Origin of the sequence: Microbacterium sp. (assembly GCF_040394595.1) — a bacterium.
Classification (GTDB): Bacteria; Actinomycetota; Actinomycetes; order Actinomycetales; family Microbacteriaceae; genus Microbacterium.
Window position 1 is genome coordinate 86915 of record NZ_JBEBSA010000003.1, and the last position, 19398, is coordinate 106312.

Genomic DNA, 19398 nt, shown 5'->3' on the forward strand with positions numbered 1-19398 from the left:
CGTCATGCCCCCGTCTCAGGCGGCCCCAGCCGCTCCCAGCCCTCGGTGATGACTCGACCGTACAGCACGTCCGCGTCGAGGCGGCGGAGCTCCTCGGCCAGGCACTCGCGGAGCGTGCGCCGGGGGAGATGGAGCTCGTGATCGGGCTGGCCGGGCTGGGTGAGGACCGCCACACCCGCGGACGGGCGCTCCAGCAGAATGTCCCCGCCGGAGCGGTGCAGACGCACCGACTTGATGCCCTCCTGCCACTCCTCCGGGTCCTCGTAGGACCAGCGCACCGGCACGTCGAGCGCCATCTGGAGCCAGGCGGCGAGGAGCGCGGTCGACGGGGATGCGGCGGAACCATGCACCTCGGCGCCGATCACCGTTTCGAACGGCGGCTGGTCGAGCACCGCGGCGAGCTGTTCGCGCCAGTGGGTGAGCCGCGTCCACGCGAGATCCGTGTCGCCCGGTGCATGGGTCTTCCCCAGCAGCGCGAGCCGGTCGCGCACGTCGGGCGACGTCGCGGCGTCGGTGATGCGACGCTGGGCGATCCGTCCGAGCGGCGAGGCGGCCGCGTCGGTCGGGGCCTCCTCGGGCCACCAGGCGACCACAGGCGCGTCGGGCAGGAGCAGGCCCGTGATGAGGCTCTCCTCGTTGCTCGCCGCCGCACCGTAGGCGCGCAGGACGACGACCTCGCTCGCGCCGGCGTCTCCGCCGACCCGGATCTGCGCGTCGAGCTTCGACGGCCCTTCTCCGGTGGTCAGCACGATGACCCGCATCGGATGCTCACGGGAGGCGTCGTTCGCGGCGTCGATCGCCGCTTCGGCCACGCCGTTGCGCGCGGCGATCACGAGGGTGAGCACGCGGCCGAGGGCGACCGCGCCGCCCTCCTCGCGCACCCGCACCAGCTGCTTGGCGACCTGACTGACCGTCGTGTCGGGAAGGTCGATGATCACGGGCGCCTCCAGACTCGTCCGTCGCGGGCGAGCAGGGCGTCGGCGGATGCCGGACCCCACGAGCCGGGTGCGTACTGCTCGACAGGACCGCGCTGCGCGGCCCAGAACTGCTCGATCGGGTCGAGGATCTTCCAGGAGAGCTCGACCTCCTCATGCCGCGGGAACAGCGGCGGGTCGCCGAGCAGCACGTCGAGGATGAGGCGCTCGTAGGCTTCGGGGCTCGCCTCGGTGAAGGCGTGCCCGTAGCCGAAGTCCATCGTGACGTCGCGGACGTTCGTACCGGTGCCCGGCACCTTCGATCCGAAGCGGATCGTCACGCCTTCGTCGGGCTGCACTCGGATCACCAGCGCGTTCTGGCCCAGTTCCGAGGCGTTGCTGCGGCCGAAGAGATGCTGCGGAGCCCGCTTGAAGACGACGGCGATCTCCGTCACGCGACGGCCGAGCCGCTTGCCGGTGCGCAGGTAGAAGGGCACGCCCGCCCAGCGCCGGGTCGCGATCTCGAGCTTGAGGGCCGCGTAGGTCTCGGTCGTCGAGTTCGGTGCCATGCCGTCCTCTTCGAGGAAGCCGTTCACCTTCTCGCCGCCCTGCCAGCCGCCGGCGTACTGCCCGCGGGCGGTCGCGAGCGAGAGGTCGTCCGGCAGACGGACCGCTTCGAGCACCTTCTCCTTCTCGGCGCGCAGGTGCTCGGCCGAATGGCTGATCGGCTCCTCCATCGCCGTGAGCGCGAGCAGCTGGAGGAGGTGGTTCTGGATCACGTCGCGCGCGGCGCCGATGCCGTCGTAGTAGCCGGCGCGGCCGCCCACGCCGATGTCCTCGGCCATCGTGATCTGCACGTGGTCGACGTAGTTGCGGTTCCAGATCGGCTCGTACAGCTCGTTGGCGAAGCGCAGCGCGAGGATGTTCTGCACCGTCTCCTTGCCGAGGTAGTGGTCGATCCGGAAGATCGCATCGGCGGGGAACGCCACCTCGAGGGCGCGGTTGAGGGCACGGGCCGACTCGAGGTCGTCTCCGAACGGCTTCTCGATCACGACGCGCCGCCAGCAGGCGTCGTCGTCGCCCGTCTCGCCGACCAGACCGGAGTCCTTCAGCTGGGTCGCCACCATCGGGAAGTCCTTCGGCGGGATCGACAGGTAGAAGGCGTGGTTGCCCATCGTGCCGCGTTCGACGTCGAGCTTCTCGACGGTCTCGCGCAGCCGGCGGAACGACTCGGGATCGTCGAAGGTGCCCTGGACGAACCGGATGCCCTGCAGGAGCTGCTGCCAGGTCTCCTCACGGAACGGCGTGCGCGCGTGCTGCTTGACGGCGTCGTAGACGACCTGTGCGAAGTCCTGGTCCTCCCAGTCGCGGCGGGCGAATCCCACCAGTGCGAAGCCGGGCGGGAGCAGTCCGCGGTTGGCGAGATCGTAGACGGCGGGCATCAGCTTCTTGCGGGACAGGTCGCCGGTGACGCCGAAGATCACCAGGGCGCTGGGCCCGGCGATCCGGTTCAGGCGGCGATCATCGGGGTCGCGCAGCGGGTTGTGCCCGTTCGAGATGGGGACGGTCATCGGTGGGGGGCCTCGATCGTGATTCTTATTGAGCGGCTTCGAACAGGGCCAGCACGTCCGCGGACGAGTCGGCGATCGTCAACGATACGACCGGACGGCCGTGCTGCGCGAGCACGCCCGCGTCTCCGGCGGCCTGGGCCTCGATGAGCTGTCCGAAGGTGAAGGGGCGGTTCGGGATCTCGAGATCGACATCCGTCCGCTCCAGGATCTGGAGGAAGACGCCCTGTGCAGGGCCGCCCTTGTGGTACTGGCCGGTGGAGTGCAGGAAGCGCGGGCCCCAGCCGAAGGTGGCGGGCCGTCCGGAATCGGCCGCGACCATCTCCCGCAGCCCCTGGAGCTGCGGGAGGCCGAGACGGTCGACGTAGGCCTGGACCGACACGTAGCCGTCGGCGGGAAGACGCGACCAGAGCGCGTCGAGCACGCCTTCGATCGTCCCCGACTCGGCGAGGGCCGGATCCGAGACGCGCACCTCGATGCCGTCCTCCACGAACGCCGGTGCCGCCGATTCGGGGCGGGCGTCGAGCAGACCCCGGGCGGCGACCTTGGCCGACTCCACATCGGGCTGGTCGAACGGATCGATGCCGAGCAGGTATCCGGCGATCGCGGTGGCGTACTCCCAGACGACGAACTGCGAGCCCAGCGTGCCGCTGACGAGGATCTCGCCCTCGTGGCGCTCGCGCAGATGGAACTCGTCCGCGTCGTCGACGAGTCGCACGATCTGGAGGTCGTCCGGGCGGGAGTCGAGCTCGGGGGAGACGGGCAGCAGCACCACGGGGAGGACTCCGGTGCCCTGCTTGCCGGTCGACTCGGCGATGAGCTGCTCGATCCAGTCGGGGAGACCCACGATGTGCGTGCCGTCGGTGACGAGACCCAGCTTGTCGCGGCGCGGCTCGGTCGCGGAGATCGCGGCGGCCAGGACCAGCGCGGGGTTCTCCGGCGAGTCGATCGCGACCTGCAGCAGCGAGGCCTCGGCCTCGTCGAGCAGCTCGGAGACGTCGGCGCCCGCGAGACCGGAGGGCACCAGCCCGAACGCGGTGAGGGCCGAGTAGCGGCCGCCGACGTTCGGATCGGCGTTGAAGACCCGGTAGCCGGCCTCACGCGCGGAGACGTCCAGCGGGGATCCGGGATCGGTGACGACGACGATGCGCTCGGCGGGATCGATGCCCAGGTCGCGGAAAGCCGCCTCGAAGGTGCGGCGCTGCGAGTCGGTCTCGACCGTGGAGCCCGACTTCGACGACACGATCAGCGCCGTGTCCTGCAGGCCCGAGTCGATCGCCGCGAGCACCTGGCCCGGTGCCGTCGAGTCGAGGATGGTCAGCTCGACGCCGGCGGTCTGCGTGATCACCTCGGGGGCGAGGGAGGAACCGCCCATGCCGGCGAGCACGAAGCGGGTGACCCCTCGCGCCGCCAGCTCTGCGCGCAGCTCGACGATCTCCGGCACCAGCGGGCGGGAGACCGAGACCGCGTCGACCCAGCCGAGACGGCTGGACGCCTCGGCCTCGGCGTCGGGGCCCCAGAGCGTCGCATCGCCGCCGGTGATCCTCGTCGCGACGAGGTCTTCGACGAGTCGCGGCACCGTCGTCCTGACAGCGGCGGACGCCGCGCCGGAGACGTGCGCGGTGAAGCTCATCGTGCCGCCTCGAGGCCTTCTGCGACCTGGGTGAGAAGCCCGTGCCAGGAGTCGATGAACTTGGCGACGCCTTCGTCCTCGAGCACCTGCGTGACATCGGCGAAGTCGACGCCCACCTCGGCGAGGCCCGCGAAGACGGCGCGCGCCTCCTCGTAGCCTCCGGTGATCGTGTCGCCGGTGACCACGCCGTGGTCGAAGGTCGCCTCGAGGGTCTTCTCGGGCATGGTGTTCACCACGCCGGCTGCGACGAGCTCGGTGACGTAGAGGGTGTCGGGAAGGGCCGGGTCCTTCACGCCGGTCGACGCCCACAGCGGGCGCTGACGGTTCGCGCCGGCATCGAGCAGCGCCGCGGCGCGGTCCGACGCGAACGACGTCTCGTACAGCTCGTAGGCGAGACGGGCGTTGGCGAGCCCGGCCTTGCTCTTGAGGGCCTCCGCGGCGTCGGTGCCGATCGCGGTGAGCCGCTTGTCCGTCTCGGTGTCGACACGCGACACGAAGAACGACGCGACCGAGTGGATCGTCGACAGGTCGATGCCGGCGGCCTTCGCCGTCTCGAGCCCGGTCAGATAGGCGTCGATGACCTCTTCGTAGCGCTCGAGGCTGAAGATGAGGGTGACGTTCACGCTCACGCCGGCCCCGATCGCGGCCGCGATCGCCGGGAGCCCGGCCTTGGTGGCGGGGATCTTGACCAGCAGGTTGGGGCGGTCGATCCGCTCCCAGAGCTCCTTCGCCTGGGCGATGGTGCCCTCCGTATCGTGAGCGAGGTCGGGGGAGACCTCGATCGAGACGCGGCCGTCGACGTGGCCGGAGGCCTCCCAGACCGGGCGGAAGACGTCGAGCGCGGCGCCCACGTCCTGGGTGGTCGCCGCGAACACCGCGTCGGTCGCGGAAGCGCCGGTCGACGCCAGCTCCGCGACCTGCGCGTCGTAGGAGGTGTCGGACGGGTCGGTGATCGCATTCGCGAAGATCGTCGGGTTGGTGGTCACGCCGACGACGTTGCGGGTGTCGATGAGCTGCTGCAGGTTGCCGGAGGCGATGCGGGTGCGGGACAGGTCGTCGAGCCAGATGCTGACGCCTGCGGCGGACAGCTGTGCGGTGGGGGTGCTCATGCGTTCTCCTTGATGCTCTCGCGTGCCGCCTCGACGACGGCCTCGGCGGTGATGCCGAACTTCTGGAACAGAGTCTTGTAGTCGGCGGATGCGCCGAAGTGGTCGATCCCGATCGACCGGCCGCGGTCGCCGACGATGCCACGCCAGCTGAGCACCGATCCCGCCTCGACCGAGACGCGCGCGGTGACCGCCGCGGGCAGCACCTGCTCGCGGTAGGACGCGTCCTGCTCGGCGAACCACTCCAGCGAGGGCGCGGACACGACACGGGCGTTCACGCCCTCCGCGGCCAGCGTCTCGCGGGCGGAGACGGCGAGCTGCACCTCGGATCCGGTGGCGATGAGGATCACGTCCGGCGTGCCGCCCGGGGCCTCGGCGAGCACGTAGGCGCCCTTGGAGGTGTTGTCGGCCGAGGCGAAGACGTCTCCGTCGGCCGCGCCCTCACCGCGGGCGAACACCGGGATGTTCTGGCGGGTCAGCGCGATGCCGGTCGGGCCGCCGTGGCGGCTGAGGATCTCGAGCCAGGCCGCGGCGGTCTCGTTCGCATCGGCCGGCCGGACCACGGTGAGATTGGGGATCGCGCGCAGGGAGGCCAGCTGCTCGATCGGCTGGTGCGTGGGGCCGTCCTCCCCGAGGGCGACCGAGTCGTGCGTCCAGACGAAGACGCTGGGCACGTTCATCAGGGCGGCCAGGCGCACCGCCGGGCGCATGTAGTCGCTGAAGATGAGGAAGGTGCCTCCGAACGGGCGGGTCGGCCCGTGCAGCACGATGCCGTTGAGGATCGAGCCCATCGCGTGCTCGCGGATGCCGAAGTGCAGCACGCGGCCGTAGGGGCTTCCGCTCCACTCGTGCGTCGACCACTCGGCGGGGATGAACGACGCCGCGGGGGAGATGGTGGTGTTGTTCGAGCCGGCGAGGTCGGCGGAACCGCCCCACAGCTCGGGCAGCTCAGGGGCCAGGGCGTTGATCACCTTGCCGGAGGCAGCGCGGGTGGAGATCTCGGTGCCGGCCTCGAAGGCGGGCACCGCGTCGGCGATCCCCGCGGGCAGCGCGTGGGCCTCGAGACGGTCGAGCAGCTGCTTGCGCTCGGGGTTTGCGGCGGCCCAGGCGTCGAAGGCGGACTGCCAGTCCGCACGGGCGTCGGCCGCGCGGGAGCCGAGCTCGCGGGTGTGCGAGATCACCGCATCCTCGACGACGAAGCTCTTCTCGGGGTCGAAGCCGAGCACCACCTTGGTGGCGGCGACCTCGTCCGCGCCGAGCGCGTTGCCGTGGACCGACTCCGTGCCGCTCTTGTTCGGTGCGGGCCACCCGATGATCGTCTTCAGCACGATGAGGCTGGGCTTGCCGGTCTCGGCCTTGGCCTGCTCGATCGCGTCGTACAGCTCCTGCACGTCCTCGACGTAGTGCCCGGTGCGGCGCCAGTCGACCTCCAGCACCTGCCAGCCGTACGCCTCGTAGCGCTGACGCACGTCCTCCGTGAAGGCCACGTCGGTGTCGCCCTCGATCGAGATCTGGTTCGAGTCGTAGATGGCGATGAGGTTGCCGAGCTGCTGGTGGCCGGCGAGCGAGGAGGCCTCGCTGGTCACGCCCTCCTGCAGGTCGCCGTCCCCGGCGATGACGTAGACGTAGTGGTCGAACGGGCTCGTCCCCGCCGCGGCGTCCGGGTCGAACAGGCCGCGCTCGTAGCGCGAGGCGTAGGCGAAGCCCACGGCGGATGCGAGGCCCTGGCCGAGCGGGCCGGTGGTGATCTCCACGCCCTTGGTGTGACCGTACTCGGGGTGCCCCGGGGTCAGGGAGCCCCAGGTGCGGAGCGCCTCGAGGTCGGCGAGCTCGAGGCCGAAGCCGCCCAGGTACAGCTGCACGTACTGCGTGAGCGAGGAGTGCCCGACGGAGAGGATGAAGCGGTCGCGGCCGAGCCAGTCGGTGTCCGACGGGTCGTGGCGCATGACGCGCTGATAGAGGAGGTATGCGACGGGGGCGAGGCTCATCGCCGTGCCCGGGTGACCGTTGCCGACCTTCTGGACGGCGTCCGCCGCCAGGATGCGGGCGGTGTCCACCGCTCGCCGGTCGACCTCGTTCCAAACAAGTTCCGTCACGGCCATGCTCCTTCTGACAATTGAGAAGGCGCCCGTATTCCCCTGCGCGATCCGCGTCGTCACGGAGATGAGTGCACAGCGCTCGGGCGCGCGAGTGGTCCCCAGCATAGTCGTGTCGGGAAGGTGCTTCGCGGTTGATTTCGCGACGGCGACGCGACGGGGAGAGCCGTGGCGGTGCCATAGACTGAAGGGAACTGTCGACTTGCGCATGGAGGAGGCGATCGCGATCTCGACCACGTCGCAGACCGGTGCCAGGACGTACTCGATCGGCCAGAAGCTCCGCGGCTACGTCGCGCTGACGAAGCCGCGGGTGCTGGAGCTCCTGCTCGTCTCCACCGTCCCCGTGATGTTCCTCGCCGAGAAGGGGCTGCCCGACCTCTGGCTGGTGCTGGCGACCGTGATCGGCGGTGCCATGAGCGCGGCCTCCGCCGCCTCTTTCAACATGTACCTCGATCGCGACATCGACGTGCACATGAAGCGCACCGAGAACCGGCCCCTCGTCACGGGCGAGGTGTCGCCGCGGGGAGCGCTGGTGTTCTCGTGGGCGCTGGCCGTCGTCTCGACGGTGTGGCTGTGGCTGACCACGAACTGGCTCGCCGCGACGCTCTCCGCCGTCGCGATCTTCTTCTACGTCGTCATCTACACGATGATCCTCAAGCGCCGCACCGAGCAGAACATCATCTGGGGCGGCATCGCGGGCTGCTTCCCCGTGCTGATCGGCTGGACGGCCGTGACGGGGTCGCTCGACTGGCCTCCGCTGGTCCTCTTCGTGCTCGTGTTCCTCTGGACACCGCCGCACTACTGGCCGCTGTCGATGAAGTACAAGGACGACTACGACGACGTCGACGTGCCGATGCTCGGCGTCACCCGCTCCGCGCCGCAGGTGGGTCTGCAGGTCATCCTGTACGCCTGGGCGACCGTGGCCTGCTCGCTGCTCCTCGTGCCCGTGGCGGACATGGGGCTGGTCTACACGGCGTCGGCCCTCGTCTTCGGCGGCTGGTTCATCTACGAGTCGCACCGTCTCTACAACCGTGCGGTGCGCGGCACCGAGCCCCGCCCGATGCGCGTGTTCCACGCCTCGATCACTTATCTGACGTTGGTCTTCCTGGCCGTTGCGGTCGATCCGCTGCTCCCGTTCTGACCTGTGAGGACGGCCGGCCCCGCACCCGGGGGCCGGCCGTCCTGCTTCTCCGGAGACCTCGTCAGCGCGTGATCGCCGGCTCGTCCTGCTCCGCGTCGACCGGGTCCTCCGACGCCGCGGGGACGACCTCCTCCCCGGGGGCGGGGGCCGCCGCCCCCGGCGCGACGAGGGCCTGATCGACCGGGGCGTCCTCATCCGCCGCGCGATCATGGTCCGTCGCCCGGTCCTGGTCCGCGGTCGTGATCGCGCGCGGGATCAGAGCCTTCGCGGCGGCCAGCGCGAGCGCCAGCAGGAGTCCGAGCACGCCGCTCCCCAGCAGCGCGGCGCCGACCATGGTCCAGCTCTGCCCCGCGTAGACGTCCACGCCGGTCGCCGTGCCGGCGAGGATCGTCGTGGTCATGGTGTTGATCTGGCGCGAGGCCAGCCAGCCGCCGCCGGCTGCGGCGGCGAGCGAGAGCACGATGAGGCCGAGATAGGGGATGCTGCGGGTGAGCGATGTCGTCGTCTTCATGCCCGCCACTCTGCCCGCGGCCCCGATGCGCGGCCTATGGTGCGCTTATGCGTCGGCTGCGTACGCGGCCGGTGCGGGGGCCGCGCCCTCGGCGACCGGCTTCTTCAGCATGAGCACGACGATCGTGTAGGTCGCGGTGGAGAGGGCCGCGAGCACCATGTGGATGCCCACCAGCACCTCGGGCAGTCCGTTGCGGGCCTGGATCACGCCGACGCCGACCTGCACGCCGATCGCGAGGATGAGCACCAGCAGCCAGGTGCGCGGCTGCAGCCGCATCTGCCAGGCGAGGATCGCCAGCGTCAGCACGAGCGCCGCGAGAATGTAGCCGGGCCAGGAGTGCACGTGCGCGAGGATCGACGCGTCGAATCCGTGACGCTTGATGTCGGCGTCTCCCGAGTGCGGTCCGGAGCCGGTGGTGAGCACGCCGAAGGCGATCGTGAGGACGAGGGCGAGGCCGGTCACGTGCGTGAGCATCGCGAACCAGGCGGGGACGACGCGTTCGCGCGGGCCCGCGGGCTGCCCCATGCGCAGCAGGAACGCCGCGGTGACGCAGACCAGGAGCAGCGACGCCGTGTAGTGGAAGCCGACGATGAAGGGGTTCAGCCGGGTGATGACGGTGATGCCGCCGACGATCGCCTGGGGGATGATGCCGCCCAGCAGGATCACCACGGAGAGGGTGAAGAGATCACGGCGTTCGCGCCGGATGCGCCAGAGCAGGATCACGACGGCGAGCGCGAGGAGTCCGACGACCCCGGTCATCGTGCGGTTCCCGAACTCGATCACGCCGTGGTAGCCCTGCTCGATGGTCGGCACGAGCGACTCCGGCGTGCACAGCGGCCACTCCGAGCAGCCCAGCCCCGATCCGGACAGGCGCACGGCGCCGCCGGTGCCGATGATGATCGTCTCGGCCAGGAACGACAGCCAGGCGAAGACGCGGATGCGCGTGTCGACGTGATCGGGGAGCCAGTTCCAGAACCGACCGTGGCGGGCGGCAGGGGAGAGGGATTCGACGGACGCGGCTGTTTCGGGCATGGGCTCTCCGTTCCGCTCCGGATACGGCCGCGAGCGGACCGCGGAGGGGGCGGAACCTGTAGAATCGGATTCGTCGGGATGCACGCGGAATGCGTGCACGCATCCCTGACAGTCTAGGCGCGGCAAGCGCCACGAGAGGGCCCACCAGCGGCGCATCCCCCCGCGAGACTCGACGGGGGAACGGTGCGCCGGGGCGGATGACACCGTTGCGGCCCGTAGAGGAGAGTGTGTGATGTCGGATGTGCTGATCGACCGCCCCGAACTCGAAGGTCTGGGGGTGTACGAGTTCGGCTGGCACGACCCCGACGCCGCCGGCGCCAGCGCGAAACGCGGCCTCAGCGAAGCCGTCGTGCGCGACATCTCCGGGTTGAAGAGCGAACCCGAATGGATGCTGAAGACCCGTCTCAAGGGCCTCTCCCTGTTCGAGCGCAAGCCGATGCCGACCTGGGGCGCCGACCTCAGCGACATCGACTTCGACAACATCAAGTACTTCGTCCGCTCCACCGAGAAGCAGGCGCAGTCCTGGGAGGAGCTCCCCGAGGACATCAAGAACACGTACGAACGGCTCGGGATCCCCGAGGCGGAGCGCCAGCGCCTCGTCGCCGGCGTCGCCGCGCAGTACGAGTCCGAGGTGGTGTACCACCAGATCCGCGAGGACCTCGAGGCCCAGGGCGTGATCTTCCTCGACACGGACACGGCGCTGCGCGACCACCCGGAGTTCTTCGAGGAGTACTTCGGCACGGTCATCCCCCCGGGGGACAACAAGTTCGCGGCGCTGAACACCGCGGTGTGGTCGGGCGGCTCCTTCGTCTACGTGCCGAAGGGCGTGCACGTGGAGATCCCGCTGCAGGCGTACTTCCGGATCAACACCGAGAACATGGGGCAGTTCGAGCGCACCCTGATCATCGCCGACGAGGACAGCTACGTCCACTACATCGAGGGCTGCACCGCGCCGATCTACAAGAGCGACTCGCTGCACTCGGCCGTCGTCGAGATCATCGTGAAGAAGAACGCCCGCGTGCGCTACACGACGATCCAGAACTGGTCGAACAACGTCTACAACCTGGTCACCAAGCGCGCGGTGGCGCACGAGGGCGCGACCATGGAGTGGGTCGACGGCAACATCGGATCCAAGGTGACGATGAAGTACCCGTCGATCTATCTCATGGGCGAGCACGCCAAGGGCGAGACGCTCTCCGTCGCGTTCGCGGGTCCCGGTCAGCACCAGGACGCCGGCGCGAAGATGATCCACATGGCGCCGTACACGCAGTCGTCGATCGTCTCGAAGTCGATCGCACGAGGCGGCGGTCGCGCGGGGTACCGCGGCGAGGTGCGCGTGGACGCCGCGGCGCACCACTCGGCGAACACCGTGCGCTGCGACGCCCTCCTGGTGGACACCCAGTCGCGGTCCGACACCTACCCGGCGATCGACATCCGCGTCGACGACGTCCAGCTCGGGCACGAGGCCACGGTCTCGAAGGTCAGCGAGGAGCAGCTCTTCTACCTGCAGTCGCGCGGGATGCCGGAGGACGAGGCCATGGCGATGATCGTGCGCGGCTTCATCGAGCCGATCGCCCGTGAGCTGCCGATGGAGTATGCGATGGAGCTGAACAAGCTGATCGAGATGGGCATGGAAGGATCGGTCGGCTGAGCATGACGACGGCATACACAGAGGTCGAGCCTGCCTTCGTGCCGGTGCAGACCCGTTCCGAGCGCCCGCACTCGTACGACCCGTCCGACTTCGGCGTGCCCACAGGGCGCGAGGTCAACTGGAAGCACACGCCGGTCGCGCAGCTGAGCGGGCTGTTCGAGACGGCCCCCGTCAACGACGGCGTCGTCTACGAGGTGAGCGACGAGCGCTTCGTCGGCGCTCCGCTGACGGACGGCGCCGCGCCGCGCGGCGAGTTCTTCCGCCCGGAGGACGTCGTCTCCGCGGTCGCCTGGAAGGGCTCCGTCGAGGCGCTGCACATCGGCATCCCTCAGGACGAGGAGGTTGCCGAGCCGATCGTCGTCACGATCACCGGTCAGGGCGCGGACCGCCGCGCCGACGGTCACCTGGTGATCGAGGCCGCGGCGAACAGTCAGGCGACCGTGGTGCTTCGCCACACCGGCTCCGCCCAGTACGCGCAGAACGTCGAGATCCTGGTCCGCGACGGTGCTCGGCTCACGCTCATCAGCGTGCAGCAGTGGCAGGACGACGCGATCCACGTCGCGTCGCACCAGGCGCAGGTCGGTCGTGGTTCCGCGCTGACCCACTCCGTGGTGAGCTTCGGCGGCGGTCTGGTGCGCGTGAACCCCAACGTCGAGCTCGACGGGAACGGCTCGGAGGGGCGCCTGTACGGGCTGTCCTACGCTGACGCCGGTCAGCACCTCGAGAGTCAGGTGTACCTGTTCCACAAGGGGAAGCACACCGTCGGCGACGTGCTCTACAAGGGGGCGCTGCAGGGTGAGAGCGCGCACAGCGTGTGGATCGGCGACGTGCTGATCGGTCCCGACGCCACGGGCACCGACTCGTACGAGGCCAACCGCAACCTGGTGCTCACCGAAGGGGCGCGCGCCGACTCGATCCCGAACCTCGAGATCGAGACGGGCGACATCGTCGGTGCCGGGCACGCGAGCGCGACCGGTCGTTTCGATGACGAGCAGCTCTTCTACCTGCAGGCGCGCGGGATCGACGAGGAACAGGCCCGGCGCCTGGTCGTCCTCGGCTTCCTCAGCGACATCGTGCAGCGCCTCGGCATCCCCTCCCTCGAGGAGGAGCTGCTCGCGGCGATCGAGGCCGAGCTCGCGGAGGTGAACGCGTGACCGCACTGCGCGCCTGCGCGCTCAGCGAGCTCGAGCAGGACACGCCTCTGCGTGTCGAGCTGGAGGGCGTGCCGATCGCGGTCGTCCTCGACTCCGAGGGGGAGGTGCACGCCATCGGCGACACCTGCACCCACGGCGACATCTCGCTCTCCGAGGGGTTCGTCGAAGGCGACACGCTGGAGTGCTGGGCCCACGGCTCGGCGTTCTCGCTGCGCACCGGCAAGCCCCTCAACCTCCCCGCTTTCGAGCCCGTCCCCGTCTACACCGTCGAGATCGACGGCGACGACGTGCTCATCGACCCCAGCGTGACGAAGCCGGCCTCCTGAGCCGCGTCCGCATAGAACTGACGAAGGAAGTCTGAATGTCTGTCCTCGAGATCCGCGACCTGCACGTGACGGTCGAGACGGATGCCGGAACCACCCCGATCCTCAACGGGATCGACCTGACGATCCGCACGGGCGAGACCCACGCGATCATGGGCCCCAACGGCTCCGGCAAGTCCACCCTGGCGTACACGATCGCCGGGCACCCCAAGTACACCGTGACCCAGGGCACGATCACCTTCGACGGCGAGGACGTCCTCGCGATGACCGTCGACGAGCGCGCCCGTGCCGGACTGTTCCTCGCGATGCAGTACCCGGTGGAGATTCCCGGCGTCACCGTGACGAACTTCCTGCGCACCGCGAAGACCGCGCTCGACGGCGAGGCGCCGTCGATCCGCCAGTGGACGAAGGACGTCAAGTCCGCGATGGCCAACCTGCGCATGGACCCCAAATTCGCGCAGCGCAACGTCAACGAGGGTTTCTCGGGCGGCGAGAAGAAGCGCCACGAGATCCTGCAGCTCGAGGTGCTGAAGCCGAAGTTCGCCGTGCTCGACGAGACCGACTCCGGCCTCGACGTCGACGCGCTGAAGATCGTCTCCGAGGGCGTCAACCGTGCCAAGGAGGAGACCAACCTCGGCGTGCTGCTCATCACGCACTACACCCGCATCCTGCGCTACATCCGGCCGCAGTTCGTCCACGTGGTGGTCGCGGGCAAGATCGTCGAGGAGGGCGGCCCCGAGCTGGCCGACCGTCTCGAGGACGAGGGGTACGACCGGTTCCTCGACCCCGCCGCGCCCATCGAAGCGTAGGCTGAGGCCATGACCGCAACGCTGACCGACGAGAAGTACGACGAGGTCACCGAGGCTCTGAAGGACGTGATGGATCCCGAGCTCGGGATCAACGTCGTCGATCTGGGACTGATCTACGATCTCGCCTGGGACGACGAGAACGACGCCCTCGTGATCCACATGACGCTGACCAGTGCCGGCTGCCCGCTCACCGACGTGCTCGAGGAGCAGACGGCGCAGGCGCTGGACAAGGTCGTCGACCGATTCCGCATCAACTGGGTGTGGATGCCGCCGTGGGGCCCCGAGCGGATCACCGACGACGGTCGCGACATGATGCGCGCCCTCGGCTTCGCGATCTGACCGCAGCGACGAGACGAAACGCCTCCGGCACTCGAGCCGGAGGCGTTTCGTCTCGCTGCGCTCGCCCAACGACCCGTGGCGCGGGTGCAATCGATAGGCTCGGAGCATGACGGCCGTCCCCATTCGCGCGCTCTCCCTCGACGAGCTCCGGGAGCGGTCCAGCGAGAAATGGCGCGAGTATCCCGACGACGTGCTTCCGCTGTTCGTCGCGGAGACGGACTTCCCGCTCGCCCCGGCCGTGTCCGCCGCGTTGGAGAAGGCGGTCCGCATCGGCGACACCGGCTATGTCGCGTCCCGCACGCCGCTGGCCGAGGTGTTCGCCGCCTTCGCACTCCGCCGTTTCGGATGGACCGTCGATCCTTCGCGGATCCGTACGACCGCCGACGTCAGCATGGGGATCGTCGAGATCCTCCGCCGGGTGATCGCCCCCGGGGACGGGGTCGTCGTGACCGCACCGGTGTACCCGCCCTTCTTCGACCTCGTGGAGGAGGCCGGCGGCGCGGCCGAACGCATTCCGCTCCGCCGTGTCGGCGACGGGTGGGCGCTCGACCTCGTGGCGATCGATCGAGCCCTGTCCGCGGGCGCCCGCGCCGTGCTGCTCTGCAACCCGCACAACCCGACCGGAACCGTGCACTCCCGGGAGTCGCTCTCGGAGCTCGCGGAGATCGCCGCACGGCACGGAGCCGTCGTCGTGTCCGACGAGATCCATGCGCCCCTCGTGCAGCCGGACGCGGGATTCACGCCCTTCCTCGCCGCGGGTGACGCGGCCGCGCGCGTCGGCTTCGCGGTGACGAGCGCGAGCAAGGCCTTCAACCTCGCGGGGCTGAAGTGCGCGCTGATGGTCGCCGCCTCCGAGGAGCACGCGGCGGTGCTGCGGGGACTCCCGATCGAGGTGGTCTGGCGCACCGGGCAGTTCGGGCTCCTCGCCGCGATCGCGGCCTTCTCCCCGGAGAGCGACGTCTGGCTCGACGGACTGCTCGCGGCGCTCGACGAGAACCGCCGGCTGCTCGGGGACCTGCTCGCCAGCCGGCTGCCCGCGGCGCGGTACCGCATGCCCGACGCCGGCTATCTCGCGTGGATCGACCTCTCCGGGCTCGGATGGGGGGACAACCCGGCCAAGCGCATCCTTCGGGAGGGCAGGGTCGCGCTGCATTTCGGTCCGGCGTTCGGCGCCGAGGGAGCAGGTCATGTGCGGCTGAACTTCGGCACGAGCCCGGAGATCATCTCCGAGGCAGTGACGCGGATCTCCCGGCTGGTCGAGGAGTGAGCGCCGAGGCGCCCTCCGCGACGATCTGGGACCGCCATCGGCTGGGGATCACGGTCGGCTCGGTCGTCCTGATCTTCCTCGCGGCCCTCGAAGCGCTCGCAGTGACGACCGTGATGCCGCTCGTCGCCGCCGATCTCCACGGCGAGGCCCTCTACGCCGTCGCGTTCGCCGGCACTCTCGCGACCGGGGTGATCGGGATGGTGGCGACCGGCGCCTGGAGCGACAGGGCCGGTCCTCGCGCGCCGCTCTACACAGCCGTCGCCCTCTTCATCGCGGGTCTGGTCATCTCGGGCGCCGCTCCGGACATGCACCTGCTCATCCTGGGTCGTCTGGTCCAGGGTCTCGGCGCGGGCGGGCAGACGGTCGCGCTCTACGTGGTGGTCGCCAGGGTCTATCCCGGATACCTCCACGGCCGGATCTTCGCGGCCTTCGCCGCGGCGTGGGTGGTCCCTTCGATGATCGGGCCGTTCCTCGCCGGCGCGGTGGCGGAGTACCTGCACTGGCGGTGGACCTTCCTCGGCGTCGCCGTGCTCACGGTGCTCGCCTTCGTCCTCGTCGCCGTCCGGCTGCGCGACGCCGATCTGGGGCCCCATCCGGAGGCCTCCGATGACAGCAGCCCCGGTGGTCGGATCTGGCTGCGGGTGCTGCTCGCCGTGGTCGTGGCGATCGCGGCGGTGACCGTCGGGTTCGCGGCGGATGCGGCCCCGTCGACCGGCTGGCCCCTTGCGCTGGCCGCCGTGGCGGTGATCGCCGTCGCCATCCGGCCTCTGCTCCCGGTGGGCTCCCTTCGGGCGGCGCCCGGCCTCCCGAGCGTCGTGCTCATGCGAGGGCTGGTCGCCGGCGCGTTCTTCGCGGCGGAGGCCTATGTGCCGAAGATGCTCATGGAGCGGTTCGATTTCGGTCCCACGATCGCGGGCTTCGCTCTGACGGCCTCCGCTCTCGCCTGGTCGGGCGGCTCGGCGCTGCAGGGCCGGTACGGCGATCGCTGGGGGAGCAGACGGATGGCGGCCGCGAGCCTGATCGTGCTGCTCGCCGTGATGGCCGGCATGACCGCGCTCATCGTCTGCCAGGTGCTGCCCTGGGCGGTGATGGTGCTCTGGGGCTTCGCAGGGGGAGCGATGGGAATGCTCTATCCGCGGCTCACCGTGCTCACCCTCGCCTACTCCACGCCCGCGAACGAGGGGTTCAACTCCTCGGCGCTGTCGATCTCCGACTCCTCCGGATCCGCGGTGACGATCGCCCTGGCCGGGCTGCTCTTCGTCAGCCTGCCGATCGCCGGATCGGGTTTCCCCGTGGTGTTCCTGCTCGCGGCGGCCGTGCTGCTGGTCTCCGCGATCCCGGGCACGCGCCTCGGAGACGGGCTCGCGGAACGCACCGCGTCGCGCGGCGGGCTCAGCGCGACCGCACCGCCGGACTGATGGCCGCGAACGCGCGGACGGCCGCGTGGAAGACTCGATCGGCGTCCGGGGACGGATCGTGGTCCGGGCTCTCGGCGGCGCCCACGCTCTGGGCGTGCATCCGCTGCTGCACGAGCATCGTGTGCCCCAGGATGAACGCGAACAGGGCGTCGGCGGCGGCGTCATCGCCCAGTACGGCCCGCAGGGCGCCCGGCGCGCGCGCGTCGCCGAGCCCGAGGGCGTGCGTCGACATGACGACTTCGGCGCCGTCGCGATAAGCGAGCAGCGCATCGCGGATGCCGGACGCGACCGTGGGGAGGTCGGCTTCCGGGCCGCGTTCGGGGACGCCTGCGAGGATGCGGTCGGAGACGGCCGCGAGGAGCTCCTGCTTGCTGCCGAAGTGCCAGTACAGGGCACTCGGCTGCACGTCGAGCTCGGCCGCGAGGCGTCGCATCGACAGATCGGGGAGGCCGACCCGATCGAGCAGGTCGAGGGCGAGGGCGGACACGGACTCTCGGTCGTGTCGGACGGAGCTCATGGGATCACTATACTGAACGGCGTTCAGGTGAACACTGTTCAGGACGCCCGCCCCTCCCGAAAGGACCATCATGACCGCCAGCAGCCCCCGCCCGCTCGGCGCGGACATCGCCCGCATCGCCGTCTTCGCCGCGCTCATCGTCGTGCTCGGGATCGTCAACGTCGCGCTCCCCGGAGGCGTGCCCATCACGGGTCAGACCCTCGGCGTGATGCTCGCCGGGCTCGTGCTCGGTCCGCGTCTCGGTGCACTGGCCGTGCTCGTCGTGCTCGCCCTCGCGGCGATCGGCCTGCCCGTGCTGGCGGGCGGACGCGGAGGCCTCGGCGTCTTCGTCGCCCCCTCGGCGGGTTACCTGATCGGCTGGGTACTCGGAGCGGTCGTGATCGGGCTGGTCATGCGGTCGGGGCGCTTCGCCTGGTGGCGGGCGGCGACCGCCGCGGTCGCGGGCGGGATCGTCTCGGTCTACGCGCTCGGCATCCCCGTGCAGGCGATGGTGACCGGCGTGCCGCTCGGACCCACCGCACTGTCGAGCCTGCTCTTCGTGCCGGGCGATCTGGTGAAGGCGGCGATCGCCACCGTCCTGGTCGTCGGCCTGCACCGCGCCTATCCGCGTGCCTTCTCCGAGCGGTCCAGGCTCGTGCATGCCGGCTGAGCCCTGGGCGCGGTTCGACGGCGTCGGGCTCGAGGCAGACGGGCGGACCATCCTCTCGGGCATCACGCTCGCTCTCGGCGCGCGCAGCACGGCGGTGATCGGCGCGAACGGCTCCGGGAAGTCCACGTTCGTGCGGATGCTCAACGCTCTGCGGGTCGCCGGAGAGGGGAGCGTCCGCGTGCTCGGGCTCGACCCCGTCCGTGACGCGAAGGAGCTGCGACGCCGAGTCGGCTTCGTGTTCACGAATCCGGAAGCACAGATCCTCATGCCGACGCCCGCCGAAGACGTCGCGCTGTCGCTGAGGGGTGTTCCGCGAGCCGATCTGCCGGTGAAGGTCGCCGAAGTCCTCGCCGTCTACGGGCTCGAGGGGCATCGGGATACTCCGGCGTCCGCATTGTCCGGCGGGCAGCGGCAGCTGCTGGCGATCGCGTCGGTGCTGGCCACGGAGCCGGAGCTCGTCGTCGCGGATGAGCCGACGACACTGCTCGATCTGCGCAACTCCCGTCGCGTGGGCGATCTGCTCCTCTCCCTGGACGCGCCTGTCGTGCTCGTCACCCACGATCTCGAGCTCGCCGCCCGCTGCGAGGAGGCCGTGCTCTTCGAGGGCGGAGCCGTCAGCGCGATGGGCGACCCGCGCGATGTGATCGCCGCCTACCGCGGGGCGTGTCCGTGATCTCGCTCTACCGGCCGGGAGACGGTTTCCTGCATCGGCTCCCCGCCGGTGCGAAGCTCGGCGTTCTCGCGGTCTGCGCGCTGGCGCTGTCGTTGCTCCCGCTCGGTCCGCTCGGCGCTCCGGCGGTGCTGCTCGTGGTCTGTGCGCTCTATCCGATCGCCGGACTGCCCTTGAGGATGCTCGGGGCGGCATGGCGACGGCTGATCTGGCTGATCCTCATCCTCGGCGTCGCGCTCTGGATCTTCGCGGGGCCGGAGACCGCCGTGCGGAACACCGGGCGGGTGGTCGCGCTCCTGCTGCTGGCGGACCTCGTGACGAGGACGACGAGGATGGGCGAGCTTCTCGACGTGCTGCAGCGCCTCCTCGGCCCACTGCGTCGCATCGGCGTCGATCCGGCGATCGCGGCGCTGACCGTGTCACTCGCGATCGCGATGATCCCGGTGATCGGCTCGCTGGCGGCGCAGGTGCGAGATGCGCACCGCGCACGCGGGATCCGGATCGGTCCGCGGGCGGCGCTTCCGCTGCTCGTGCTCACGATGAGGCACGCCGACGACGTCGGGGACTCGCTCGCCGCCCGCGGACTGACCGGGTAAAGGG

General features: G+C 70.2%; 19 protein-coding genes. 11 read left to right on the top strand and 8 right to left on the bottom strand.

Annotation, left to right across the window (positions count from 1 at the left end; genetic code table 11):
* Positions 1-2 precede the first annotated feature (2 nt).
* From ABWO84_RS05565 to tkt, 5 genes are read right to left on the bottom strand one after another with little or no spacing between them, the layout of a single operon-like run.
* Positions 3-938 carry a glucose-6-phosphate dehydrogenase assembly protein OpcA gene (locus ABWO84_RS05565; RefSeq protein WP_353113387.1) on the bottom strand — a complete coding sequence of 312 codons (936 nt, stop codon included), beginning with the start codon at positions 936-938 and terminating at the stop codon, positions 3-5.
* Positions 935-2485 carry a glucose-6-phosphate dehydrogenase gene (gene zwf, locus ABWO84_RS05570; protein ID WP_353113389.1) on the bottom strand — a complete coding sequence of 517 codons (1551 nt, stop codon included), beginning with the start codon at positions 2483-2485 and terminating at the stop codon, positions 935-937. Before zwf ends, ABWO84_RS05565 begins: the two co-directional genes overlap by 4 nt.
* Before the next feature lie 25 nt (positions 2486-2510).
* Positions 2511-4115, bottom strand: coding sequence for a glucose-6-phosphate isomerase (locus tag ABWO84_RS05575; RefSeq protein ID WP_353113391.1), 1605 nt, complete (start codon positions 4113-4115; stop codon positions 2511-2513).
* Complete coding sequence (gene tal, locus ABWO84_RS05580) at positions 4112-5224, bottom strand: transaldolase (protein ID WP_353113393.1); 1113 nt, start codon at positions 5222-5224, stop codon at positions 4112-4114. The genes ABWO84_RS05575 and tal overlap by 4 nt, the downstream gene beginning before the upstream one ends.
* The gene (gene tkt / locus ABWO84_RS05585; protein ID WP_502915389.1) at positions 5221-7323 is read right to left on the bottom strand and encodes a transketolase; all 2103 of its coding nucleotides are present in this window, start codon (positions 7321-7323) and stop codon (positions 5221-5223) included. The genes tal and tkt overlap by 4 nt, the downstream gene beginning before the upstream one ends.
* A gap of 214 nt (positions 7324-7537) precedes the next feature.
* On the opposite strand from tkt, the gene ABWO84_RS05590 reads away from it, so the two are divergent.
* Positions 7538-8458, top strand: coding sequence for a heme o synthase (locus ABWO84_RS05590; protein ID WP_502915397.1), 921 nt, complete (start codon positions 7538-7540; stop codon positions 8456-8458).
* A gap of 61 nt (positions 8459-8519) precedes the next feature.
* Here the strand turns inward: ABWO84_RS05590 and ABWO84_RS05595 are convergent, their stop codons facing one another.
* Together ABWO84_RS05595 and ABWO84_RS05600 are read right to left on the bottom strand one after the other, a co-directional pair.
* Positions 8520-8969: a dinucleotide-utilizing enzyme gene (locus ABWO84_RS05595; protein ID WP_353113399.1), complete on the bottom strand. Its 450-nt coding sequence runs from the start codon at positions 8967-8969 to the stop codon at positions 8520-8522.
* Positions 8970-9014: 45 nt separating this feature from the next.
* The gene (locus tag ABWO84_RS05600; protein WP_353113400.1) at positions 9015-10001 is read right to left on the bottom strand and encodes a COX15/CtaA family protein; all 987 of its coding nucleotides are present in this window, start codon (positions 9999-10001) and stop codon (positions 9015-9017) included.
* Between the two features lie 232 nt (positions 10002-10233).
* Here ABWO84_RS05600 and sufB point away from each other — a divergent pair, with 232 nt between their 5' ends.
* The 7 genes from sufB (at position 10234) to ABWO84_RS05635 (ending at position 16962) form a co-directional block, all read left to right on the top strand.
* Complete coding sequence (sufB, locus tag ABWO84_RS05605) at positions 10234-11652, top strand: Fe-S cluster assembly protein SufB (RefSeq protein WP_353113402.1); 1419 nt, start codon at positions 10234-10236, stop codon at positions 11650-11652.
* Positions 11653-11654: 2 nt separating this feature from the next.
* Complete coding sequence (gene sufD, locus ABWO84_RS05610; protein ID WP_353113404.1) at positions 11655-12806, top strand: Fe-S cluster assembly protein SufD; 1152 nt, start codon at positions 11655-11657, stop codon at positions 12804-12806.
* Positions 12803-13132, top strand: a complete 330-nt coding sequence (locus tag ABWO84_RS05615; RefSeq protein WP_353113406.1) for a non-heme iron oxygenase ferredoxin subunit — start codon at positions 12803-12805, stop codon at positions 13130-13132. Before sufD ends, ABWO84_RS05615 begins: the two co-directional genes overlap by 4 nt.
* 35 nt (positions 13133-13167) lie before the next feature.
* Positions 13168-13938 carry a Fe-S cluster assembly ATPase SufC gene (sufC, locus tag ABWO84_RS05620; protein WP_353113408.1) on the top strand — a complete coding sequence of 257 codons (771 nt, stop codon included), beginning with the start codon at positions 13168-13170 and terminating at the stop codon, positions 13936-13938.
* Between the two features lie 9 nt (positions 13939-13947).
* On the top strand, positions 13948-14277 hold the full coding sequence (locus ABWO84_RS05625) for a metal-sulfur cluster assembly factor (RefSeq protein WP_353113410.1): 330 nt from the start codon (positions 13948-13950) through the stop codon (positions 14275-14277).
* A gap of 106 nt (positions 14278-14383) precedes the next feature.
* Positions 14384-15544: a MalY/PatB family protein gene (locus ABWO84_RS05630; RefSeq protein WP_353113412.1), complete on the top strand. Its 1161-nt coding sequence runs from the start codon at positions 14384-14386 to the stop codon at positions 15542-15544.
* Positions 15541-16962, top strand: a complete 1422-nt coding sequence (locus ABWO84_RS05635) for an MFS transporter (RefSeq protein WP_353113414.1) — start codon at positions 15541-15543, stop codon at positions 16960-16962. Before ABWO84_RS05630 ends, ABWO84_RS05635 begins: the two co-directional genes overlap by 4 nt.
* Here the strand turns inward: ABWO84_RS05635 and ABWO84_RS05640 are convergent.
* Positions 16937-17479 carry a TetR family transcriptional regulator gene (locus tag ABWO84_RS05640; RefSeq protein WP_353113416.1) on the bottom strand — a complete coding sequence of 181 codons (543 nt, stop codon included), beginning with the start codon at positions 17477-17479 and terminating at the stop codon, positions 16937-16939. The two genes, ABWO84_RS05635 and ABWO84_RS05640, sit on opposite strands and share 26 nt — an antisense overlap.
* 70 nt (positions 17480-17549) lie before the next feature.
* Here ABWO84_RS05640 and ABWO84_RS05645 point away from each other — a divergent pair, with 70 nt between their 5' ends.
* From ABWO84_RS05645 to ABWO84_RS05655, 3 genes are read left to right on the top strand one after another with little or no spacing between them, the layout of a single operon-like run.
* Positions 17550-18128, top strand: coding sequence for a biotin transporter BioY (locus ABWO84_RS05645; RefSeq protein WP_353113418.1), 579 nt, complete (start codon positions 17550-17552; stop codon positions 18126-18128).
* Complete coding sequence (locus tag ABWO84_RS05650; RefSeq protein WP_353113420.1) at positions 18118-18801, top strand: energy-coupling factor ABC transporter ATP-binding protein; 684 nt, start codon at positions 18118-18120, stop codon at positions 18799-18801. The genes ABWO84_RS05645 and ABWO84_RS05650 overlap by 11 nt, the downstream gene beginning before the upstream one ends.
* A complete protein-coding gene (locus ABWO84_RS05655; protein WP_353113422.1) occupies positions 18798-19394 on the top strand; it encodes an energy-coupling factor transporter transmembrane component T family protein in 597 nt (198 codons plus the stop codon). The genes ABWO84_RS05650 and ABWO84_RS05655 overlap by 4 nt, the downstream gene beginning before the upstream one ends.
* The last annotated feature ends 4 nt before the right edge of the window (positions 19395-19398 follow it).